This window comes from Roseicyclus amphidinii (assembly GCF_030163755.1).
Taxonomy (GTDB): Bacteria; Pseudomonadota; Alphaproteobacteria; order Rhodobacterales; family Rhodobacteraceae; genus Roseicyclus; species Roseicyclus amphidinii.
Genome location: NZ_JASJOE010000005.1, coordinates 63,502 through 83,790, shown reverse-complemented (window position 1 = coordinate 83,790; position 20,289 = coordinate 63,502). Strand labels below are relative to the sequence as shown.

The following is a 20,289-nucleotide window of genomic DNA, read 5'->3' as shown; positions in this document are numbered from 1 at the left end:
TGAGGGCTCCTTATTTGACAGCGCCGAAGGTCAGGCCGCGGACGAGTTGCTTCTGGCTGAACCAGCCAAGGATGAGGATCGGCGCGATGGCCATGGTCGAGGCCGCCGAGAGCTTGGCGAAGAACAGGCCCTCGGGGCTGGAGTAGCTGGCGATGAAGGCGGTCAGCGGCGCGGCATCGACCGAGGTCAGGTTCAGCGTCCAGAACGCCTCGTTCCACGCGAGGATGAAGTTCAGCAGGATCGTGGAGGCGATGCCGGGGATTGCCATGGGCGTAAGCACGTAGAGAAGCTCTTCCTTCAGCCCCGCACCGTCCATCCGCGCGGCCTCGAGGATCTCGCCGGGGATTTCCTTGAAATAGGTGTAGAGCATCCAGACGATGATCGGCAGGTTGATCAGCATCAGGATCACCACCAGCGCGATGCGGTTGTCCAGAACGCCCAGCTGGATGCACAGCAGGTAAATGGGATAAAGCACGCCGACCGCGGGCAACATCTTGGTCGAGAGCATCCACAACAGGATGTCCTTGGTCCGCCGGGAGGGGACGAAGGCCATGGACCAGGCCGCGGGCACGGCGATCAGGATGCCCAGAAGGGTGGAGCCGCCCGCGATGATGATCGAGTTCCACAGGAACCGCATGTAGTTGGAGCGTTCCTGCACCACGCCGTAGTTTTCCAGCGTCCAGTCGAAGAACAGGATCACCGGCGGGTTGGCGATCGCCTCGGCCTCGGTCTTGAAGCTGGTCAGGATCGTCCAGAGGATCGGGAAGAAGATCAGGAACCCGACCGTCCAGGCGATGGCGGTGTTCAGGGCCTTGCGTTGTGTCGTGACGGCGCGTGCCATGGCCGGTCCCTCCTCAGCGGTCCAGGTTCTTGCCGACGATGCGCATCAGGAAGAGCGCGACGATATTGGCAAGGATGATGGCGTAGACACCGCCCGCAGACCCCAGCCCGACATTCTGGCTTTCCAGAACGCGCTGGTAGATCAGGTAGGTGAGCGTCCGCGTCCCGAAGGCGCCGCCGGTGGTGACGAAGATCTCGGCGAAGACGGCCAGAAGAAAGATCGTCTGGATCAGGATCACGATGGTGATGGCGCGGCTCAGGTGCGGCAGCGCGATGAAGAAGAAGCGCGCCAGCGGGTTCGCGCCGTCCATCTCGGCGGCCTCGAGCTGCTCGCTGTCGAGCGACTGGAACGCGGTCAGCAGGATCAGCGTGGCAAAAGGCAGCCACTGCCACGAGATGATCAGGATCAGCGACAGGATCGGAACATCCGTCAGCCAGACCACGGGGTCCGCCCCGAAGGCGCGCCAGATATGGGCGAAGACGCCGTTCGTGGGGTCCATGAACATGTTCTTCCACACCAGCGCCGAGACGGTGGGCATCACGAAGAAGGGCGCGATCACGAGGATCCGGACAACGCCCTGTCCCCACATCGGCTGGTCCAGCAGCATCGCCAGCAACACGCCGAAGACGATGGAGACCAGAAGCACGCCGCCCACGATCAGAACCGTGGTGAAGACGGCGGGCCAGAAGGAGGACGACGAGACGAAGCGCGCGAAATTCTCGAGCCCGACGAAGCCCAGGTCGCCGCCGCGCAGCGGGCGGTAGTCGCGGAGCGAGAACCACAGCGTCATGCACAGCGGCACCAGCATCCACACCAGAAGCAGGAACACCGCGGGGGCCATCATGATGCGGGCCGCCGAACGCGAAGATTGGGTGGCCATGGCGCAATTCCTCCGGGTTCGGGCGCGCGCGCCCGGTGAACCGATACCGTGATGCTGGAGTGAAATCGGGGGGTGTGGAAGGCGGCGGCGCGCGCCGCCCTCCGGTCTTTGGCCTGCGGCTTACTGGTAGCCGGCGGCTTCCATCGCCTCGTTGACGATGTCCTGCGCGCGGGCCAGTGCCTCTTCGACGGTCTGCTGACCGGCGTAGGCGTTCGAGAACTCCTGGCTGACCTCGGTCCAGAAGCCGGCCCATTCCGGGATCGCCATGAACTGGATGCCGGTGTAGGGGACCGGATCGACCGTCGGGCTGTTGGGATCAGCCGCGAGGATCGAGTCGAGCGTCATCTGCGCGAAGGGAACCTCGGCGTAGTTGGGGTTCTCGTAGAGCGAGGTGCGCGCGCCGGGCGGCACGTTGGCCCAGCCTTCGTTCTCTGCGACCAGCTCGATGTAATCGGCCGAGGTGGCCCATTCGATGAACTGAAGCGCCGCGTCGGACTGCTGCGTGCCCGCGGGGATCGCCAGCGCCCAGGCCCAGAGCCAGTTCGACCGAACGCCCAGACCGTTGTCGGGGGCCAGCGCGAAGCCGACGCTGTCGGCCACTTCCGAGTCGTTGGGGTTGGTCACGAAGGACGCCGCAACCGTGGCGTCGATCCACATGCCGCAGAGGCCCTGCTGGAACAGCGAGAGGTTCTCGTTGAAGCCGTTGGTGGCGTAGCCGTCGGGGCCGTAGTCGTTCATCAGGTTGACGAAGAAGTTGAGCGCGTTGGCCCATTCCTCGCTGTCGAGCTGCGCCTGCCAGTTCTCGTCCACGACGCGCGCGCCGAAGGAGTTGGCGGTCACGTTGATGAAGGCACCGCCTTCGCCCCAGCCCGGCTTGCCGCGCAGGCAGATGCCGTTGACGCCGGTTTCGGGGTTGTCCATGGCGGCGGCCGCTTCACGGATGAAATCCCAGGTGGGGGCGGCGGGCATCTCGAGGCCGGCGGCCTCCATCAGGTCGGTGCGGTACATCACCATCGAGCTCTCGCCGTAGAACGGTGCCGCGTAGAGCGTGCCGTCATGGCTCAGGCCCGCGCGCATGGCGGGCAGGATGTCGTCGACGTTGTAGTCCTCGGACAGGCCGTCGAGCGGCACGAGCCAGCCGTTCGCCCCCCAGATCGGCGCCTCGTACATGCCGATGGTCATGATGTCGAACTGGCCACCGTTGGTGGTGATGTCGGTGGTGACGCGCTGACGCAGCACGTTCTCTTCCAGCGTCACCCATTCCACGGCGATGCCGGTCTGTTCCGTGAACAGGTCGGTGTAGCCCTGCATGCGGATCATGTCGCCGTTGTTCACGGTGGCGATGGTGATGGTGGTGCTGTGGGCGTCGGCGAAGGCCGCGTTGGCGGCGATGCAGAGCGCAAGGGCGCTCGACGTGCGAAGCACGGTATTGCGAGACATCCGTATCCTCCCTGGTTTGGATGTTATGTGGGTGCAAGCTACGCGCCGAGTCTTCCGCGCGTCAACAAAAAACTTTACGCGCGTTAAATAATGATCAGGCAGAGGCGCGCAGGATCAGCCGTGCGGGGATCAGCGTCTCCTCCCGCGCGGCGAAGCGTCCGCCCGCTTCGATCAGCGAAAACAAGGTGTTCATGCATTTGTCGGCCACCGCCTCGTACTCGTGCGCAGCCGTCGTCAGCGAAGGGCAGGTGAAGCGCGAGAACGGGTGGTCGTCATGCGAGGCGACGCGCAGCGCGCAACCCTCGCCGCGGCCCACGCGCAAGCCCCGCTCGTAGCAGGCCGAGAGAAACCCGATGGCGAGTCGGTCGTTCGAGCACAGCACCGTGTCCGTGGGCAGTCGGCCCGAGGCGATGACCTCATGCGCGCCGCGGCGCCCGATCTCTTCGAAGCCCCAGCCCTCGCCGTCGACCTTGATGACATGCGGCTCCAGTCCCGCGGCATCCATGATCTGCAGGTAGGCTTTGCGCCGCTTGTTCGCGTTGGGGTTGGCGGGGTTGCGCATCTCGAAGAAACAGGGCGGTGCGCCGGTGCGGCAAAGATACTCGACCGTCTGCTGCACGAAGCTGTAATTGTCTGATCCGACAAAGGCTTCGCCCATGTCCTCGAGGTTACTGTCGAACAGCACCGTGGGCACGTCGCGGCAGAACCGCTCGATCGCGCCGCGGTCCGACAGCCGCCCCAGCGGCGCCAGGAAGACGCCCGCGGGCTTCAGCGCCGTCAGCCCTTCGAGGATTTCGGTCTCGAGCTTCTGGTCGCCATGCGCGCTGTAGAGGATGGGCGAAAACCCCGCCTCGATGCAGCGCCGCTCGATGGTGCGCGCGATCTCGGCGAAGAACGGGTCGGCGAGGTAGGGGACCACGATGCCCACGTTCTTCGTCAGGCTGCGGTTCTGGTTCATCGCGTAGATGTTGGGGCGGAACTCGTAACGCTCCAGCGCCTCCTCGATCCGGGCGCGGGTGGTGGCGCGCACGCTGGCGGGGTCGTGGAAATACTTCGAGACCGTGGGCCGCGACAGGCCGCTCAGGGCGGCGAATTCTTCCATGTTGCGGATTTTCTGGTCACTCATCCTGCGCTCTTGTCCTGTCGTGCTGGCTGGTCCGGCCCTCCGGCTGCGACTCCGTTCTTCATGTGACCCCGCGACTGAACCCGCAAAACATGACGCGAGTAAAGAATTTTCTTGCGCTTCCGCTGGCGTGCCGCTTGGGTGCCGGGCAAGATGCGCCCCGGCTTCATAGGGGCGAAATGCTGCGGGCGGAACCGTGTCGGGCCCGTCCGACACCGGAAAGGGAAATGGACATGTATCTCGGGCTCGATCTGGGAACCTCGGCGGTCAAGACCTGCATCCTCGGCCCAGGCGGCGAGGTGCTGGCCACCACGTCGGCGCCGCTCGCGGTGTCGCACCCGTTCGAGGGCGCAAGCGAACAGGATTGCGCCGCATGGTGGGCAGCGGTCTGCGCGGCGGTGCGCGCGCTCGACCCCGGCCTGCGCGCGGGGCTCAGGGCGATCGGCTTGTCGGGGCAGATGCATGGCGCTGTCCTCCTCGATGGCGACCTGCGCCCGGTGCGGCCCGTGATCCTGTGGAACGACGCCCGCGCGACCGCCGATTGCGCCGAGATGGAAGCGGCCGAGCCAGCCGTCGGCCAACTGTCGGGCGTGCCGCCGATGGCGGGCTTCACCGCGCCCAAGCTCAGGTGGCTGTCGCGGCACGAGCCGGAGACCCATGCCCGCATCGCCCATGTGCTCTTGCCCAAGGATTACATCGGCCTGCGCCTGCACGGGGCCTGCGTCACCGACCCGTCGGACGCGGCGGGCACCTCGTGGTTCGACCAGGCTGCGCGGCGCTGGTCGCCGCGGCTCTGCGAGATCAGCGCGACCGATCCCGCATGGCTGCCCGCGGTGCGCCACGGCACCGAGATCGCGGGCCACCTGCTGCCCGAGGTGGCCGAGGAACTTGGCCTGCCCCCCGGCCTGCCGGTCGCGGCGGGGGCGGGGGACGCGGCGGCGGGCGCGGTGGGGATCGGCGCGGTCGCCGATGGCGACGGCTTCATCTCGCTCGGCACCTCGGGGCAGCTGTTCGTCACCACCGACAGCTACCGTCCCAACCCCGAAAGCCGCATCCACGCCTATGCCCACACCCTGCCGGGCCACTGGTTCCAGATGGCCGCCATGCTGAACGGCGCGCGGCCCATCGCCTGGCTGGCCGGTCTGCTCGGCCGCCCGATCGAGGCGCTTCTGGCCGAGGCCGAGGCGGCCGAGCCCGGCCCGATCTTCCTGCCCTACCTGACGGGCGAAAGGACGCCGCATGGCGACACCGAGATCCGTGGCGGTTTCTCGCGTCTGGGCGAGACGACGACGCAGGGCGCGCTGATGCGCGCGGTGGTCGAGGCCGTGGCCTTCAGTTTTGCCGACGCCATCGCGGCGCTCTCCGCGGCGGGGCCGGTGCCCGACCGGCTGTTGGCCATCGGCGGCGGCACGCGCAGCGATTTCCTGATGCAGACCATCGCCGATGTCACCGGCTGCAGCCTGGGCCGCAGCGACGGGGCCGATGTCGGCCCGGCGCTGGGTGCCGCGCGGCTGGCCTGCGTCGCGGCGGGCGACCGCGCCATCGCCGAGGTGATGACCAAGCCCGCCGTCCGCCGCTGGTTCACCCCCGACGCGACCCGCGCTGCCGCGCTCAAGCCGCGGCTTGCCGGGTATCGCGCGCTCTATCCGGCGCTGCGCAACGTGCAATCCGCCATCGGCTGAGGCCTGCCTGCCGGAGGGCCGCAAGGGCCGGGTTTGACGCCTCTTGTCCCGATCCTCCGCCAGATCGCGCGACGGGCCGCTGCGCAAGGGGGAGTTAGGGATGGGCCATCGCCTCGGGCCCTGACCTGATCCCCGCGCGCAGCACCGCGGCGGCAAGGCTGACCGAGGCGCGCACCGGGTCGATCAGGACCGGCAGGTCCGGCCGGGCAAGCTCGCCCGCAAGCCGCCCCATGCCCGCGCAACCCAGCACGATCGCCCCGCTGCCCGTATCTGCGGCCAGCGCGGCAAGGGCGCTGCGCAGATCGGGCACCCGGTCCTGCAATTCCAGCACCGGTATGCCCGCCGCCCGCACCCCGTCGCAGCGCGGGCCAAGGCCCATCGCCTCGATATTGGCGGCGATGACGGGGACCGAGCCCTCGGTCGTGGTCAGCACCGCGAAGCGCGGCGCGGCAAGCGTGGCGGCGATTATCCCCGCCTCGCCCAGGCCCACCACGGGCCGCCTCAAGGTCGCGCGCATCTCGGCCAGCCCGGTGTCGTCGAAACAGCCGATGACGATGGCCTCGGCCTCGGCCGCCATGGGGCCGCGGGCAAGGGCCAGAAGCCCCGGCAGGCAGGCGATGGCATCGGCCTCGCCCTGGATGGCGGGCGGGCCTGCCGCGTTGGTCAGGGCGATGACCGTGCTGCCCGCGGGCAGGGCCGTGCGGGCGATATCCGCCATGTCCTGCGTCATCGCGTCGGTGGAATTGGGGTTCAGGATGGCGATGCGCATCATGGCTCCGCGTGACTGGGGACCGCGGCCTCGGCGGCGGCGACGCAGCGCGCCCAGCGGTCGCCGCGCGCCTGCCAGAGGGGCAGGGGATCGGCACCGCAACGCGGCCCGGCCAGCTCGCAGCGCGGCGCGAAGGCGCAGCCCACGGGCGGCGCATGCAGCGCGGGCGGCGCGCCGGGGATCGCCTTCAGCAGCGCACCGGGCTCGGCGCCCACAAGGTTCGCGGCCAGCAGCCCCTGCGAATAGGGGTGGCGCGCGTCGCGGATGATCTCGGCCACGCTGCCGGTCTCGACGAAACTGCCGGCATACATCACGGCGAGCTTGTCCGAGACCTCGACCGCGACGCCGATGTCATGCGTGACGAAGATCACCCCCATCCCCATCTCGCGCTGCAACTCGCGCAGCAAGAGCAGGATCTGGATCTGCACGGTCGCATCCAGCGCCGTGGTCGGCTCGTCGGCGAGCAGGAGTTTCGGCTTGCAGGCCAGCGCCAGCGCGATCATCGCGCGCTGCCGCATGCCGCCCGACATCTCGTGCGGGTAGTTCGACAACCGCCGCTTGGCCGAGGGGATGCGCACCAGCTCCAGCATCTCGAGCGCGCGGGCCATGGCGGTGCTGCGGCTCACGCCCTCGTGGCGGATCACGGTCTCGGCGATCTGGCGGCCGATGGTGTAGACCGGGTCGAGCGCAAGGCCGGGGTCCTGGAAGATCATCGAGACCACGCCGCCCCGGTGATCGGCCAGCGCGCGGCCCTCCAGCGCCAGCACGTCGCGCCCCTCGACGGCGACCTTGCCGCCGATCCGCGTGCGGCGCTCGGGCAGAAGCCTGAGCAGCGTCTTCAGCGTCACGCTTTTGCCCGAGCCGCTTTCGCCCAGGATGCCCAGCACCTCGCCCTGCGCCAGCGTGAAGGACACGCCGTTGACCGCATGAACCGGCGGCGTGCCCTGGAAGGTCACGGTCAGGTCGCTGACCTCGACAAGCGGCTGGGTCATTCCGCGGCCTCCTTGACGGTGTTGAGATGACAGGATGCAAGATGCCTGCGGCCCACCAGCGCAGGCACCGGGGCCGTGCCGGGGCACGGGCCGAAGGCACGCGCGCAGCGGGTGTGGAAGCGGCATCCGGGCGGCGGGTCGATGGGGTTGGGCGGATCGCCCTGAAGCGGGGCCTCCATCGTGCGCCGGTCGGGATCGAGCGAGGGCATCGCGGCTAGAAGCGCCTCGGTATAGGGGTGGCGGGGCGCGGTATAGAGATCGGCCGTCGGCCCGATCTCGACCACCTCGCCGAGATACATCACCATCACCCGGTCCGAGATGTGGCGCACCACGTTCAGGTCGTGGCTGATGAAGATATAGGTCAGCCCGCGTTCGCGGCGCAGTTCCGTCAGCAGGTTCAGCACCTGCGCCTCGACCGATTTGTCGAGCGCCGACACCGCCTCGTCCAGCACGATCACGTCAGGGTCGAAGGCCAGCGCGCGGGCGATGTTCACCCGCTGGCGCTGCCCGCCGGAAATCTCGTGCGGATAGCGCGGCCCGAAGCGCGCGGGGTCAAGGCCCACACGCTCCAGCAGCGCGCCCGCGCGCCGCCGCGCCTCGGGCTGGTCCACGCCATGCACCGTGGGGCCGAAGGCCACCGCGTCCAGCATCGTCATCCGCGGGTTGAGCGAGGCGTAGCTGTCCTGGAACACCATCTGCACATGGCGGCGGAACTCCTTGAGCGGCACCTCGGTGCCCGCCACGCGGCCGCGAAAGCGCACCTCGCCCCGGTCCGAGGGCAGTAGATGCGTCAGAAGCCGCGCGGTGGTGGACTTGCCGCAGCCGCTTTCGCCGACCACGCCCAGCGTCTCGCCGGGGGCGACGTCGAAGCTGACGTCATCGACCGCGCGCACCACCTTGCGGGCCGCGCCCCAGCCGCCCGCGTTGAAATGCTTGACGAGGTTGTGCGCCGAAAGGATCGCGTCGCTCATTGCTTGATATCCATTGCCGAGCGCAGCCCGTCGCTGAGCATGTTGAACGAGATCGAGGTGAGGAAGATCATCACGCCGGGAAGGGCGGCCAGCCAGGGCTGCACGTAGATCGCGTTGCGCAGCGTGTTCAGCATCAGCCCCCATTCGGGGTTGGGCGGGCTGACGCCCAGCCCGAGGAACGACAGCCCGGCGGCAAGGATCATCGAGACCGAGATCAGGCTGGTCGCATAGACGAAGATCGGCCCCAGCACGTTGCCCAGCACATGCGCGCGCACGATGGTGAAGGCGCTGGCGCCGCTGGCCCGCGCGGCCTCGATATACTCCAGCTTGCGCACGGCGGTGGTGACGCTTTCGGCCACCCGCGCGATGGGCGGGATGAAGACCACCGTCAGCGACAGCAGCCCGTTCAGGATGCCCGCCCCCAGCGCGCCCGAGATGGCGATGGCCAAGAGCACCGAGGGGAAGGCGTAGAAGACATCGAGCACCCGCATGGTGATCGAGTTCACCCAGCCCCCCGCGTAGCCCGCGGCAATCCCGATGGCCGAGCCGATCACGAAAGCGATCAGCACCGGCGTCACCCCCATGAAGAGCGACAGCCGCGCGCCGTAGATCAGCCGGCTCAGCATGTCGCGGCCCAGCTCGTCGGCGCCCAGCGGGTAGCCCTCGGTCCCGATGGGCGAGAGGCGGCGGATCATGGTGCCGTCGAACGGGTCCTGCGGCGCGACCCATGGCGCGAAGATCGCCATCAGGATGAGGCCCCCCGCGACGCAGCCCGCGGCGACGGCGACCTTGTCCTTCAGGAAGCGGCGACCCACGCCGCTCCAGTAGCCGCGGGGCTTGTCGGCGGTGGCCAGCGTTTCGATGTCGGTCTGTGCGACGGCCATGGCTCAGCCCCTCTGCAGGCGCGGGTCGAGCGCCGATTGCACCACGTCGACGACGAGGTTCAGGATCACGAAGAACATCGCCAGCACCAGGATGGTGCCCTGCAGAAGCGGCAGGTCGCGCTGGAAGATCGCCTGCCCCAGCAGGAACCCGGTGCCGGGCCACGAGAAAACCGTCTCGATCAGGATCGAGCCGCCCAGAAGGTAGCCCAGCTGCAACCCCATCACCGCCAGCGCGGTGGGCGCGGCATTCTTGATGACATGGGCCAGAACGCCCCGGTCCAGAAGGCCCTTTGCGCGCAGGCCGGTCACGAATTCCTGTTGCAGGATATCGGCCACCAGCGCCCGCACGGTGCGGGCCACGATGCCCATCGGGATCACCGACATGGTGACGGCAGGCAGAACAAGGTGGCTCATATGCTCCCAGTCCCAGGCCCATTGGCTCGACCCGCCGGGGCCTGCGCCCGTGGCGGGGAACCAGCCCAGTTCCACCGAGAAGATGATGACCAGCACCATCCCCAGCCAGTAATGCGGCACCGAGACGCCCACGACCGCCAGCGTCGAGGCCAGCTTGTCGATCCAGCTGTCGCGGAAGAAGCCCGCGACGAAGCCGAAAAGCCCGCCCAGCGTGAAGCCGATGATCGTGGCGGTGACGGCCAGGATCAGCGTGTTGCCGACCGCGTTCATCACCTCGGAGGTGACGGGCCGCCCGGTGGCGATGGAATTGCCCAGATCGCCCTGCAACGCGCGGCCGAGCCAGCGGAAGAATTGTTCGGGATAGGACCGGTCGAAGCCGTAGATCGCCATCAGCTGCTCCTGCAGCTCGACCGAGGCGTCGGGCGGCAGGATCGAGACCAGCGGATCGCCGGGCGAGATATGGACCAGCGCGAAACACACGAGCGACACGCCCAGCATGATCGGGATGGTGTAGGCGATGCGGCGCGCCGTGAAGATCAGCATGACACCCTCGGGGTCCGTGTGGCAAGGGAACCGGCCGCCGCGGGAAGGGACGCGGCGGCCGGTCGGGGCAATGGCCTTATTCGGCCATCGTCATCGGCGCGATGTCGATGAACCAGCTCTTCGGCTGGACCACGCCGCCCACGGCGGGCGACATGGCGCGCGGGCCGACGTCATTGGCGACCCAGAGGAAGGGCGCCTCTTCGACCACGCGGGCGTGCAGGCGGGCGAGTGCGGCATCCCGCTCGGCCCCGTCGAAGGAGGTCCGCGCCTCGGCGATGAGCGCGTCGAACTCGTCATTGCCGAAGTAGCCCCAGTTGTTCGACACCGGCGGGAAGGTCTGGGTCGAGACGAAGCGCACCATGGCGAAGAACGGATCCATCGTGGCGAAGCTGACGTTGATCGCATCCGCCCCGCGCGAGCCGTCCGACAGCGCGCCCTGACGCCAGTTGGTGAAGAGCGTGTTCCACTCGATCACGTCCAGCGTCACGTCGAAGAAGCAATCCGACAGGCTTTGCTGCACATACTCGTTCATCGTGACCGGCTGCATCTGCCCCGAACCCGAGGCCGAGGTCTGCACCGTCACTTCCAGCGGGTTGTCGGGGCCGAAACCGGCCTCGGCCATCAGCGCGCGGGCGGCGTCGGGGTCATAGGTGATCTCGAAGCCGGGGTTGCCCCACCACGGATGCCCCTCGTTCACGGTGCCCTGCGGGATGCCCATGTAGCCGCCCAGCAGAACCTGCAACTCCTCGCGGTTCACACACAGGTTCGCGGCATGGCGCACGCGGCGGTCGAGCCACGGAGAATCCTCGGTGAAGGAGAACTGCCAGGGCCAGACATGGGGCTGCGGGTTGGAGTAGATCACGTTGCCTTCGGCCACGATCCGCGGGATCGCGTCGGGGGCGGGGGCCTCGATCCAGTCGACCTGACCCGACAGCAGGGCCGCGGTGCGCGCGTTGGCGTCGGGCAGCGGCACGAGGACCACGCGGTCGATCGTGGGCGTGCGGGCGGGGTCCCAGTAGTTGGGGTTGCGCACCATCTCGAACCGCTCGCGCGGCACCAGAAGGTCGCCCATGAAGGGGCCGGTGCCCGAGGGGTCCGAGGCGAATGCCGTCCAGGCCGCCGCGGCACGCTCGGCCGGGTCGGTGACCGAGGCGTCGACCGCGTCGTAAAGCGCCTGCCAATGGGTCGGCGAGGCCATGAAGAGCATCGTCATGTTGAGCGGCAGGAAGGCGTCGGGCTGCGAGGTGACCAGCTCGACGGTATACTCGTCGATCACGCTGGCCGAGCGCAGCGTCGGCATCCGCGAGGTCGTCGCGCCGACCTGGTCGGGGGCGAAATGGGGGGCTGCGTCGTTCAGCACCTTCTCGACGTTCCAGACCACCGCCTCGGCGTTGAAGGGCGAGCCGTCGTGGAAGGTCACGCCTTCGCGCAGGGTGAAGGTCCAGCGCGTCGGGTCCTCGGGGTTCACCACCCATTCGGTCGCAAGGCCGGGGATCACGACGCTGGGGTCGGTTTCCGACGACAGGTCCCAATGGGTCAGCGCGTCATACATCGGGATGCCGGTGAAGCGGTTGCCCTCGAAGCCCTGGTCGGGCTGGCCGCTGGTGCGCGGGATGTCTGCGGCGGTCATGCCGATGGTCAGGGTCGTTTCGGCCAGGGCGGGGCCGGCAAGCGTCATCGTCGCGGCAAGGGCCGCGGCTGCCGTCGTTCTCAGAAGGGAGGTGCGCATGGGATGCTCCTGTTGGTGTCGATGGGCCCACCGGCGGCAACCGGAGTGCTGCGGACACAAGAGGGCGCAGGAGGCGGTTCGGCGACCATCAATCTCGATATCGTATACAATTTATGAGCTGTTTGCATACGCTGCCTGAAAATCGGGCAAAAAAACGGGCGCTGCGCTTGATATCGCATCGGTCCCGTGACGCGAGGGGCCCAAGAGCGTGGCGAAATCGGCCCATTTGGCGTGGCGTGCGGAGATTCGGATTGCATACAATCTCAGGTGGCACCATATCGGGACCATGAAACATGACCCGCGCTTCGACGAGGCGCGCGACCGCCATGACAGCCGGTCCAACCCGGTCTTCGTCGGCGTCGAACGCGCGATCCACGAGCACCGCCTGCCGCCGGGCACGCGGCTGGCCGAGGCGGAGCTGTGCGAGATCTACGGCGTCTCGCGCACCATCGTGCGCGCGGGCCTGCAGGCGCTGACCCACAGCCAGCTGGTCACGCTGGTGCCCAACCGCGGCGCCAGCGTCGCTAAGCCCACCCCCTCCGACGCGCAGGAGGTGTTCGAGGCGCGCGAACTGATCGAGCCGCGCACCGCGCGCGAGGCCGCGCGCCGCGCCACGCCCGCCGATATCGAGCTGCTGCGCCGCCACAGCGCCGAGGAACACAAGGCGCTCGAGGCGCGCGATTACGGACGCTCGCTCAGGTTGTCGGGGCTGTTCCATACCGAGATTGCCCGCATCTCGGGCCAGAAGACGCTTCTGGGCTTCGTCGATCAACTGGTCTCGCGCTCGGCGCTCATCATCGCGCTTTATTGGCACCGCGAGCGGGCGCGCTGCGACAGCCAGTGCCACGAGCGGCTGATCGACGCCATCGCCGCCGCCAAGCCCGACGAGGCCGAGACGCTGATGCGCTCGCATCTGGTGGACATCCACACCGCGCTCGATTTCCGCGACGCGGGCGACAGCAGCCGCGATCTGCGCGACATGCTTTTGCCCTGACAGGGCTTGGACAGCGGCGGGCGGGCTTGCCAGCCCGGCGCATCTCTGCACAGTGGCCGGGCGAAAGGACCCATGCCGATGCGCCTGATCGACCCGTCACACCCGTTCTTCCGGCCCGCTTGGCGCCGCTACCTCGTGGTTGCGGCACCCTTTGCATGGGCAGGCGTGGAATGGAGCGCGGGCAACACGGTCTGGGCCTATCTCTTCGCCGCCATCGGCGGCTACCTGGCGTGGAACCTGGTCATCGCCCATCGTCCCGAGGGCGAGGATTAACCCGAAGGCAGGTCCACCGGCTGCCCCGTCTGGCGCGACTGCGTCGCCGCATCGGCCAGCATCTGCGCGCGCAGCCCGTCCTCGATCCCCGGATCGGGCTGTGTGCCTGCGCTGACCGCCTCGACGAAGGCGCGCATTTCGGCGAGATAGGCGGCCTCGTAACGTTCGAGGAAGAAATGCTGCGCCGGGTCGCGGGCGAAACCCGCCTCGGTCGCCAGTTCCACGGTCGTCTCGAGCTGGTTCTCGGCGCGCAACATGCCCTTGACCCCATGCACCTCGATCCGCTGGTCATAGCCATAGGCCGCGCGGCGCGAGTTGGAGATCTGGCAGATCCTGCCGCTTGCCGTGGTCAGGATCACCGCGGCGGTGTCCACGTCGCCCGCCGCGCCGATGGCGGGGTCGACAAGGGCCGAGCCCATGGCGTGCAGCCGCACGAATTCCTCGCCCATCAGGAAGCGCGCCATGTCGAAATCATGGATCATCATGTCCCTGAACAGCCCGCCCGAGCGTTCGATATAGGAGACCGGCGGCGGCGCGGGGTCGCGCGAGGTGATGGAGACAAGCTCCACCGCGCCGATGGCCCCCTGCCTCAGCCGCGCGCGGAGCGCCGCGAAATTCGGGTCGAAACGGCGGTTGAACCCGGTCAGGAAGGGGACGCCCGCCGCTGATACGGCCTCCATGCAGGCGCGGATGTTGTCGACGGACATGTCGACCGGCTTTTCGCAGAAGATCGCCTTGCCGGCCTTGGCCGCGCCCATGATCTGCCCGAAATGGCTGTCGGTCGGCGTGCCGATCACCACCGCGTCGATGTCGGGCGCGGTCAGGATCGCCTCGACGTCCCGCACCTCGGCCCCGGTGCTGGCCGCCAAGGCCCCCGCCGCCGCGGGCATCGCGTCGGCCACCGCCGTCACGCGCGCCTCGCCAAGCGCCCCGATGGAGCGGGCATGGACCTGCCCGATCCGCCCGCAGCCCAACAAACCGATCCTCAGCATCTCATGCCCTTCCGCTTGCGCCCAGCCCGCGGATGACCGCCCGTGCGGCCTCCATCACCGGGGCGTGTGTCTCTTTCAGGATCGCCACCCGGTCGAAGCGCGCCGGGTCGGCGGTGACAGCCTCGCGCAGCGCCGCGCCAAAGGCCATGCGCAACTCGGTGCCGATGTTGAACTTGGCGATGCGCGAGCCGGTGGCCAGCGACAGGCGCTGCGCATAGGGCACGCCCGAGCCGCCGTGGATGACCAGCGGAACCTCCGTCACCGCCTCGATCGCGCGGATGCGCGCCGCGTCCAGACCGCCCTCGTGGTCGGTCTGCAGATGCACGTTGCCCACGCTGATCGCCATGGCATCGACGCCCGTCTCGCGCGCGAAGATCGCGGCCTCCTCGGGGTCGGTGCCCGCCGAGCCCTCGCCGCCCGAATAGCCGACGAAACCGATCTCCCCCTCGCAGGAGATGCCGGCGTCATGCGCCATCCGGGCCACCGCGGCGGTCTCCTCGATATTCTGCGCCAGCGGCTTGCGCGAGCCGTCATACATCAGCGAGGTAAAGCCGCTTTCCAGCGCCTCGCGGCATTCCTCCAGCGTGTAGCCATGGTCGAGATGGGCGACGATGGGGACGTCCACGCTGTCCGCCAGGTGCCGGAACATCGCGCCCAGAACGGGCAGGGGGGTATGCGCCCGGCAGCTCGGCCCGGCCTGAAGGATCACCGGCGCGCGCTCGGCCTCGGCCGCCATGGCAAAGGCGCGCATGTCCTCCCAGCCGAGGCAGACAAGGCCGGGCACCGCGTAGCCGTCGCGCAGCGCGGGCTGCAGGACCTGCGAAAGCGTGGCCAGCGTCATTTGAACTTCGCCACCATGTCCATGATACCGGGGATCGTGTGCAATTGCTCGGCATGGGTGGGCTGGAAATACTGCTTCAGGCTGCGCTGCGAGAGACCGCCGAGGATGGTGAAGTAATACATCTCGTAGCCCGGCAGCACGCAGCAGGGGTGATACCCCTTGTCGATCAGCACCGTCGAGCCGTTGACGATGTGATAAGCGTCGCCCGGCTCGTTATCCACGCGCTGCAGCATCTGCAGACCCGATCCGTAATCGGGCTTGAAGCGGAAGTTGTAGCATTCGTCGTGCCGGGTTTCCTCCGGCAACCTGTCCGTGTCGTGCTTGTGCGACGGAAACCCCGACCAGCCCCCCGCGCCGACGGTGAACAGTTCTGATACAAGAAGCCGCCCGACCCGGTCGTGATGTCCCGCGCCGAGGATATGCTTGATCTTGCGATGCGTCTTGGTGTCGTCCGACCCGTATTGCACGAGGTCCAGATCGGCGCTGCGCACGGCGAAAGGTTTCAGCGTCTCGGCGTATTGCGCGCCCGCGATGAAGGTCTCGGTATCGGTCAGCGCGGTGATCCGCGCGGCCGTGTCGGTGGGCACATAGACCCCCTCGGGCTCGCCATCCCAGACATCCGCGCCGCGGTTGCCGATCTCGGCGAAACTCTCGCCCGCGGTCTCGACCGTCACCGTCCCGGTCGCGGGCACCACGCAGGTCTCGTAGCCCGGCACGCGGTAGTCGAAATACTCGCCCGCCTTCAGCTTCACGATGTTGAAATAGGTTAGCGGCACCAGCGGGTCGTTCACGTCGACGATGGGCTGGTTCCGGTTGTCATAGGGGGCGATATGCATGGCGTGTCCTTTCAGGCGGGGACCGGCGCGGCCGGCGCGCTGAGGAAGTGATCGAGTTCCGCACGGGTCGGCATCGCGGGCGCGCAGCCCACCCGCGCCACCACCATCGCGGCGGCGGCAGAGCCTTGCAGCACGGCGTCGCGCACCGGCAGCCCGGCGGCGAGGCCCGAGACGAAACCGCCCATGAAACTGTCGCCCGCGCCGGTGGGTTTCAGCGCATCGGTGCGGTAGATGCCGGTGGTGATCTCGCCCTCGGGGGTGATCGTCACCGCCCCTTTCTCGCCCATCTTGTAGACGGCGAGGCGCGCGCCCCGCGCCACCAGCTCCCGCGCCTTGTCGAGGCCGCGGTCATAGTCACCGGCCATGAAGCCGAATTCCACGTCATTGCCGACGATCACGTCGCACATCGCGCCCGCGCGGGAATAGACCTCGGCGGCGACTTGCGGAGAGGGCCAGGAGTAGGGGCGGTAGTCGATGTCGAAGATCAGGGGCAGCCCCGCCGCTTTCGCCAGCTCGAAGCCGCGGAAGGCGGCGCTGCGCGACGGCTCGGCGGCAAAGACCGTGCCCGTGGTGATCAGCGCGTCATAGGCGGCGTAATCCACGCCCTCGACATCGGCCGCCGTCATCTCGAAATCGGCGGCCCCGTTGCGGTAGATGACCGACTGGTGGTCCTCTATCGTCGTTTCCACCACGGCCAGCGAATTGCGCGCCTCGCCGCCGACGCTGCGGACATGGGCGCGGCCCACGCCGTAGCGATCCAGCTCGTTCAACGCGAAACGCCCGATGGCGTCGTCGGACACGCAGGTCACCAGATCGGCGCTGCCGCCCAGCTTGACGATGGCCACGCCGATATTGGCCGAAGACCCGCCGAGACAGGCAAAGAATTGCGTCGCGTGCTCGGTCTTGGTGCCGGGCGGGTCGGGGTAGAAATCCATCCCCGCACGCCCGATGATGACGAAACGATTGCCGCTCAGACGCATCTCACACCCCCTGCCGCTGGCGGGCGCGGGTGGCCTCGATCTCGGCGTGTTTCTCGTTCACGCTTTCGCTGTCGGAAACCTGCGCCGTGCCGACCTCCCACCAGGCGTGGCCTTGGGTCGTCCAGCCCTCGTAGGGGTCGACCTGCATCACGATCACGCTGGTCTTGTCGGATGCCTTGGCGCGGGCAAAGGCCTCGCCCAGCTCGGCGGGGTTCGAGACGGTGACGGCGTCGCAGCCCATGGAGCGGGCATGCGCCTCGAAATCCACCGCGAAGGGTTCGGGCACCGTGGGGCAATCTTTTATAAGATTGTTGAAGCTCTCCTGCCCGGTGTTGTTCTGCAGCTTGTTGATGACCGCGAAACCGCCGTTGTCCAGCACCAGCACGATCAGCTTTTTCCGCGTGAGAACAGAGGAATAGAGGTCGGAATTCATCAACAGGTAACTGCCGTCGCCGACGAAGACGATGGTGTCGCGCTCCGGCTCCACCTCGGATTGCGCGATGCGTGCGCCCCAGCCGCCGGCGATCTCGTAGCCCATGCAGGAGAAGCCGAACTCGACATCCACAGTCCCGATATCGAGCGTGCGCCAGTTCGCCGTGACCTCGGCCGGAAGGCCGCCTGCCGCCGTCACCACCCGGTCGCGGGCATCGCAGAGCGCGTTCACCACGCCGATGGCCTGCGCGTAGGAGTTGGGGCGGTTGCCGTGGGCGACATTGGCCTCGACATAGGCGTCCCACGACTTGCGTTCGACCTGCGCCTTTTCCGTCCACTCCGCCGGTGCGCTGTAGCCCTCCATCGCCGCGCCCAAGGCGGAAAGCGCCAGTTTCGCGTCGCCCACCACCGGCAGCGACAGGTGTTTCATCGCGTCATGGCGGCCCACGTTCAACCCGATCAGACGCGCGTCGCGGGCGAAGGCCGTCCAGGAGCCGGTCGTGAAATCCTGCAGCCGCGTGCCCACGGCAAGGATCACGTCGGCCTCCTCCGCGATGGTGTTGGCGCTGTCCGACCCCGTGACGCCGATGGGGCCGATGTTGAGCGGGTGGGTCGCCAGCATGTTGGCGCGCCCCGCGATGGTCTCGACCACGGGGATGCCATGCGCCTCGGCCAGCGCGGTCAGCTCGGCCACCGCGCCGGAATATTGCACGCCGCCGCCCGCGATGATCATCGGCCGTTTCGCTTGGGCCAGCAGCGCCGCCGCATCCGCGATTTCGGCCGCATCGGGGGCCTGCCGCCGGATGCGGTGAACGCGGCGGGCGAAGAACTCCACCGGGTAGTCATAGGCCCAGCCCTGCACATCCTGCGGCAGGCCGAGGAAGGCAGGTCCGCAATCGGCGGGGTCGAGCATCGTGGCCAGCGCCGCGGGCAGCGACTGGATCACCTGCGCGGGATGCGTGATGCGGTCCCAGAAGCGGGAGACGGCTTTGAACGCATCGTTCACGCCCAGCGTCGGGTTGCCGAAATGCTCCAGCTGTTGCAGCACCGGGTCGGGCAGGCGGGTCAGGAAGGTGTCGCCGCACAGCATCAGCATCGGCAGGCGGTTGGCATGGGCCAAGGCCGCGGCCGTCAACAGGTTCGCCGTGCCCGGCCCGGCGCTGGCCGTGCAGAACATGAAGCGCCGCCGCAGGTGGTATTTCGCGTAGGCCGCCGCGGCAAAGCCCATGCTCTGCTCGTTCTGCCCGCGATAAAGCGGCAGCGCGTCCTGCACCGGATACAGCGCCTCGCCCAGGCAGGGGACGTTGCCATGCCCGAAAATCCCGAAACCGCCGCCGCAGATCCGCGTCTCGACGCCGTCGATCTCGATGAACTGGTTCATGAGATACCGCACGATGGCCTGCGCCGTCGTGAGCCTGATGGTGGTGCCCGCGTCGCTCATCCTGTCCCTCCCTTGCGCGGGCCTTTCCGGTTTGCCCGTTGCGTGCCGCGCCGACTCAGGATACGAATTTTGCAACCGGTTGCAACCGGCCACGTGCAAGGGGGAGGGGAGCGCATGACCGAGATCGGCATCGGCCTGATCGGCGGCGGCTACATGGGCAAGGCGCATGCCGTGGCGATGGCCGCGGTGGGGGCGGTTTTCGACACGCCCCTGCGCCCGCGGCTTGAGATGGTGGCGGCCTCCTCGCCGGCCTCCTCCGAGCGCTACCGCGCCGCCTATGGCTTCGCGCGCGCGGGCCGCGACTGGCAGGAGGTGGTGGCCGATCCGCGCGTCGAGGCGGTGGTGATCGCCGCCCCGCAAGCGACGCATCGCGCGATTGCCGAGGCGGCCTTTGCCGCCGGGAAACCGGTGTTTTGCGAGAAACCGCTGGGCGCCTCGCTGGCGGATGCCGAGGCGATGGTCGCCGCCGCCGAGGCGTCGGGTCTGCCCAACATGATCGGCTTCAACTACGTCCGCACGCCCGCGACGCAGTTCGTCCGGCAGCTGTTGGCCGAAGGGGCGATAGGTCAGGTGACGTGGTTCCGGGGCGAGCATACCGAGGATTTCCTCGGCGATCCCGAGGCGCCCGCGAACTGGCGCTGTTTCGGGCGGGCGGCGGGCTGCATGGGCGATCTCTCGCCGCACATGGTCAATTGCGCGCTGGCGCTGATGGGGCCCATCGCCGAGCTGTCGGCGCGGGTCGAGACGATCCACCCCACCCGCGGCGGTGTCGCGGTCGACAATGACGACCACGGGCAGATGATGGTGCGCTTCGCCGGCGGAGCGATGGGGCACCTCTATTTCAGCCGCGCGGCGACGGGGCGCAAGATGGGCTATGCCTATGAAATCCATGGCACAAAAGGCGCGATCCGCTTCGACCAGGAGGATCAGAACGCCGTCCACCTCTACCGCGCCGAAGGGCCGGAGGCCACGCGCGGCTTCACCCGCATCCTGACCGGGCCCGCGCATCCCGATTACCTGCCCTTCTGCCAGGGGCCGGGGCATGGCACCGGCTACCAGGACCAGATCATCATCGAGGCGCGGGATTTCCTGCAGGCGATCCAGTCCGGCGAACCGGTCTGGCCCACCTTCCGCGAGGGGCTGGCCGTGGCCCGCGTCATCGACACCGCTTTCGCCTCGGCCGAGGATGGCCGCTGGCATCCCGTTCCCGCAGCCTGAAAGGTTCCGCTTCC

Annotated in this window: 20 protein-coding genes; 5 read left to right on the top strand and 15 right to left on the bottom strand. The window is 68.2% G+C overall.

The window, feature by feature from the left end; translation table 11 throughout:
- Window positions 1-10 precede the first annotated feature (10 nt).
- The 4 genes from QQK83_RS03145 to QQK83_RS03130 form a co-directional block, all read right to left on the bottom strand.
- Complete coding sequence (locus QQK83_RS03145) at window positions 11-841, bottom strand: carbohydrate ABC transporter permease (protein ID WP_284261620.1); 831 nt, start codon at window positions 839-841, stop codon at window positions 11-13.
- A gap of 13 nt (window positions 842-854) precedes the next feature.
- Window positions 855-1,721, bottom strand: a complete 867-nt coding sequence (locus QQK83_RS03140; protein WP_284261618.1) for a carbohydrate ABC transporter permease — start codon at window positions 1,719-1,721, stop codon at window positions 855-857.
- Window positions 1,722-1,841: 120 nt separating this feature from the next.
- A complete protein-coding gene (locus tag QQK83_RS03135; protein WP_284261617.1) occupies window positions 1,842-3,161 on the bottom strand; it encodes an ABC transporter substrate-binding protein in 1,320 nt (439 codons plus the stop codon).
- Between the two features lie 94 nt (window positions 3,162-3,255).
- The gene (locus QQK83_RS03130) at window positions 3,256-4,287 is read right to left on the bottom strand and encodes a LacI family DNA-binding transcriptional regulator (protein ID WP_284261614.1); all 1,032 of its coding nucleotides are present in this window, start codon (window positions 4,285-4,287) and stop codon (window positions 3,256-3,258) included.
- Window positions 4,288-4,517: 230 nt separating this feature from the next.
- On the opposite strand from QQK83_RS03130, the gene xylB reads away from it, so the two are divergent.
- Window positions 4,518-5,966, top strand: a complete 1,449-nt coding sequence (gene xylB, locus QQK83_RS03125) for a xylulokinase (protein WP_284261612.1) — start codon at window positions 4,518-4,520, stop codon at window positions 5,964-5,966.
- 94 nt (window positions 5,967-6,060) lie between these two features.
- On the opposite strand, the gene QQK83_RS03120 is transcribed toward xylB, so the two are convergent.
- The 3 genes from QQK83_RS03120 to QQK83_RS03110 are packed head-to-tail and all read right to left on the bottom strand — an operon-like array spanning window position 6,061 to window position 8,620.
- Complete coding sequence (locus QQK83_RS03120; RefSeq protein WP_284261610.1) at window positions 6,061-6,735, bottom strand: aspartate/glutamate racemase family protein; 675 nt, start codon at window positions 6,733-6,735, stop codon at window positions 6,061-6,063.
- Complete coding sequence (locus QQK83_RS03115) at window positions 6,735-7,727, bottom strand: ABC transporter ATP-binding protein (protein ID WP_284261608.1); 993 nt, start codon at window positions 7,725-7,727, stop codon at window positions 6,735-6,737. The genes QQK83_RS03120 and QQK83_RS03115 overlap by 1 nt, the downstream gene beginning before the upstream one ends.
- Window positions 7,724-8,620: an ABC transporter ATP-binding protein gene (locus QQK83_RS03110; RefSeq protein WP_349816213.1), complete on the bottom strand. Its 897-nt coding sequence runs from the start codon at window positions 8,618-8,620 to the stop codon at window positions 7,724-7,726. Before QQK83_RS03110 ends, QQK83_RS03115 begins: the two co-directional genes overlap by 4 nt.
- Between QQK83_RS03110 and QQK83_RS19360 the strand changes: the two genes are divergently transcribed.
- Complete coding sequence (locus QQK83_RS19360; RefSeq protein WP_349816212.1) at window positions 8,513-8,806, top strand: NAD(P)-binding protein; 294 nt, start codon at window positions 8,513-8,515, stop codon at window positions 8,804-8,806. The genes QQK83_RS03110 and QQK83_RS19360 overlap by 108 nt on opposite strands.
- Here the strand turns inward: QQK83_RS19360 and QQK83_RS03105 are convergent.
- The 3 genes from QQK83_RS03105 to QQK83_RS03095 form a co-directional block, all read right to left on the bottom strand.
- Window positions 8,695-9,582, bottom strand: coding sequence for an ABC transporter permease (locus tag QQK83_RS03105; RefSeq protein WP_284261604.1), 888 nt, complete (start codon window positions 9,580-9,582; stop codon window positions 8,695-8,697). The genes QQK83_RS19360 and QQK83_RS03105 overlap by 112 nt on opposite strands.
- A gap of 3 nt (window positions 9,583-9,585) precedes the next feature.
- On the bottom strand, window positions 9,586-10,539 hold the full coding sequence (locus QQK83_RS03100; protein ID WP_284261602.1) for an ABC transporter permease: 954 nt from the start codon (window positions 10,537-10,539) through the stop codon (window positions 9,586-9,588).
- A 76-nt stretch (window positions 10,540-10,615) separates the two neighbouring features.
- Window positions 10,616-12,268, bottom strand: coding sequence for an ABC transporter substrate-binding protein (locus QQK83_RS03095; RefSeq protein ID WP_284261598.1), 1,653 nt, complete (start codon window positions 12,266-12,268; stop codon window positions 10,616-10,618).
- A 286-nt stretch (window positions 12,269-12,554) separates the two neighbouring features.
- On the opposite strand from QQK83_RS03095, the gene QQK83_RS03090 reads away from it, so the two are divergent.
- Complete coding sequence (locus QQK83_RS03090; RefSeq protein ID WP_284261597.1) at window positions 12,555-13,262, top strand: GntR family transcriptional regulator; 708 nt, start codon at window positions 12,555-12,557, stop codon at window positions 13,260-13,262.
- A 78-nt stretch (window positions 13,263-13,340) separates the two neighbouring features.
- Window positions 13,341-13,535, top strand: a complete 195-nt coding sequence (locus tag QQK83_RS03085) for a hypothetical protein (RefSeq protein WP_284261596.1) — start codon at window positions 13,341-13,343, stop codon at window positions 13,533-13,535.
- On the opposite strand, the gene iolG is transcribed toward QQK83_RS03085, so the two are convergent.
- From iolG to iolD, 5 genes are read right to left on the bottom strand one after another with little or no spacing between them, the layout of a single operon-like run.
- Entirely contained in the window at window positions 13,532-14,527 is a 996-nt protein-coding gene (iolG, locus tag QQK83_RS03080; RefSeq protein ID WP_284261595.1) for an inositol 2-dehydrogenase, read from the bottom strand. The two genes, QQK83_RS03085 and iolG, sit on opposite strands and share 4 nt — an antisense overlap.
- A 1-nt stretch (window position 14,528) precedes the next feature.
- Window positions 14,529-15,368: a class II fructose-bisphosphate aldolase gene (locus QQK83_RS03075; protein WP_284261593.1), complete on the bottom strand. Its 840-nt coding sequence runs from the start codon at window positions 15,366-15,368 to the stop codon at window positions 14,529-14,531.
- Complete coding sequence (locus QQK83_RS03070; RefSeq protein ID WP_284261591.1) at window positions 15,365-16,204, bottom strand: 5-deoxy-glucuronate isomerase; 840 nt, start codon at window positions 16,202-16,204, stop codon at window positions 15,365-15,367. The genes QQK83_RS03075 and QQK83_RS03070 overlap by 4 nt, the downstream gene beginning before the upstream one ends.
- 11 nt (window positions 16,205-16,215) lie before the next feature.
- Window positions 16,216-17,184, bottom strand: a complete 969-nt coding sequence (gene iolC, locus QQK83_RS03065) for a 5-dehydro-2-deoxygluconokinase (protein ID WP_284261589.1) — start codon at window positions 17,182-17,184, stop codon at window positions 16,216-16,218.
- Window position 17,185: 1 nt separating this feature from the next.
- Window positions 17,186-19,057 (bottom strand): 3D-(3,5/4)-trihydroxycyclohexane-1,2-dione acylhydrolase (decyclizing), encoded by a 1,872-nt coding sequence (gene iolD, locus QQK83_RS03060; protein ID WP_284261587.1) that lies wholly within the window; start codon window positions 19,055-19,057, stop codon window positions 17,186-17,188.
- A gap of 114 nt (window positions 19,058-19,171) precedes the next feature.
- On the opposite strand from iolD, the gene QQK83_RS03055 reads away from it, so the two are divergent.
- Window positions 19,172-20,275 carry a Gfo/Idh/MocA family protein gene (locus QQK83_RS03055; protein WP_284261585.1) on the top strand — a complete coding sequence of 368 codons (1,104 nt, stop codon included), beginning with the start codon at window positions 19,172-19,174 and terminating at the stop codon, window positions 20,273-20,275.
- Window positions 20,276-20,289 lie beyond the last annotated feature (14 nt).

Bases quoted from the DNA above. Each gene is read 5' to 3' on its own strand.
- QQK83_RS03095 (WP_284261598.1), bottom strand. From the start codon at position 12,268: ATGCGCACCTCCCTTCTGAGAACGACGGCAGCCGCGGCCCTTGCCGCG.
- iolG (WP_284261595.1), bottom strand. From the start codon at position 14,527: ATGCTGAGGATCGGTTTGTTGGGCTGCGGGCGGATCGGGCAGGTCCAT.
- QQK83_RS03085 (WP_284261596.1), top strand. From the start codon at position 13,341: ATGCGCCTGATCGACCCGTCACACCCGTTCTTCCGGCCCGCTTGGCGC.
- QQK83_RS19360 (WP_349816212.1), top strand. From the start codon at position 8,513: ATGCGTCAGAAGCCGCGCGGTGGTGGACTTGCCGCAGCCGCTTTCGCC.
- QQK83_RS03075 (WP_284261593.1), bottom strand. From the start codon at position 15,368: ATGACGCTGGCCACGCTTTCGCAGGTCCTGCAGCCCGCGCTGCGCGAC.
- QQK83_RS03070 (WP_284261591.1), bottom strand. From the start codon at position 16,204: ATGCATATCGCCCCCTATGACAACCGGAACCAGCCCATCGTCGACGTG.
- iolC (WP_284261589.1), bottom strand. From the start codon at position 17,184: ATGCGTCTGAGCGGCAATCGTTTCGTCATCATCGGGCGTGCGGGGATG.
- QQK83_RS03135 (WP_284261617.1), bottom strand. From the start codon at position 3,161: ATGTCTCGCAATACCGTGCTTCGCACGTCGAGCGCCCTTGCGCTCTGC.
- QQK83_RS03120 (WP_284261610.1), bottom strand. From the start codon at position 6,735: ATGCGCATCGCCATCCTGAACCCCAATTCCACCGACGCGATGACGCAG.
- QQK83_RS03090 (WP_284261597.1), top strand. From the start codon at position 12,555: ATGAAACATGACCCGCGCTTCGACGAGGCGCGCGACCGCCATGACAGC.
- QQK83_RS03140 (WP_284261618.1), bottom strand. From the start codon at position 1,721: ATGGCCACCCAATCTTCGCGTTCGGCGGCCCGCATCATGATGGCCCCC.
- QQK83_RS03115 (WP_284261608.1), bottom strand. From the start codon at position 7,727: ATGACCCAGCCGCTTGTCGAGGTCAGCGACCTGACCGTGACCTTCCAG.
- QQK83_RS03145 (WP_284261620.1), bottom strand. From the start codon at position 841: ATGGCACGCGCCGTCACGACACAACGCAAGGCCCTGAACACCGCCATC.
- QQK83_RS03100 (WP_284261602.1), bottom strand. From the start codon at position 10,539: ATGCTGATCTTCACGGCGCGCCGCATCGCCTACACCATCCCGATCATG.
- iolD (WP_284261587.1), bottom strand. From the start codon at position 19,057: ATGAGCGACGCGGGCACCACCATCAGGCTCACGACGGCGCAGGCCATC.
- QQK83_RS03130 (WP_284261614.1), bottom strand. From the start codon at position 4,287: ATGAGTGACCAGAAAATCCGCAACATGGAAGAATTCGCCGCCCTGAGC.
- QQK83_RS03105 (WP_284261604.1), bottom strand. From the start codon at position 9,582: ATGGCCGTCGCACAGACCGACATCGAAACGCTGGCCACCGCCGACAAG.
- QQK83_RS03055 (WP_284261585.1), top strand. From the start codon at position 19,172: ATGACCGAGATCGGCATCGGCCTGATCGGCGGCGGCTACATGGGCAAG.
- xylB (WP_284261612.1), top strand. From the start codon at position 4,518: ATGTATCTCGGGCTCGATCTGGGAACCTCGGCGGTCAAGACCTGCATC.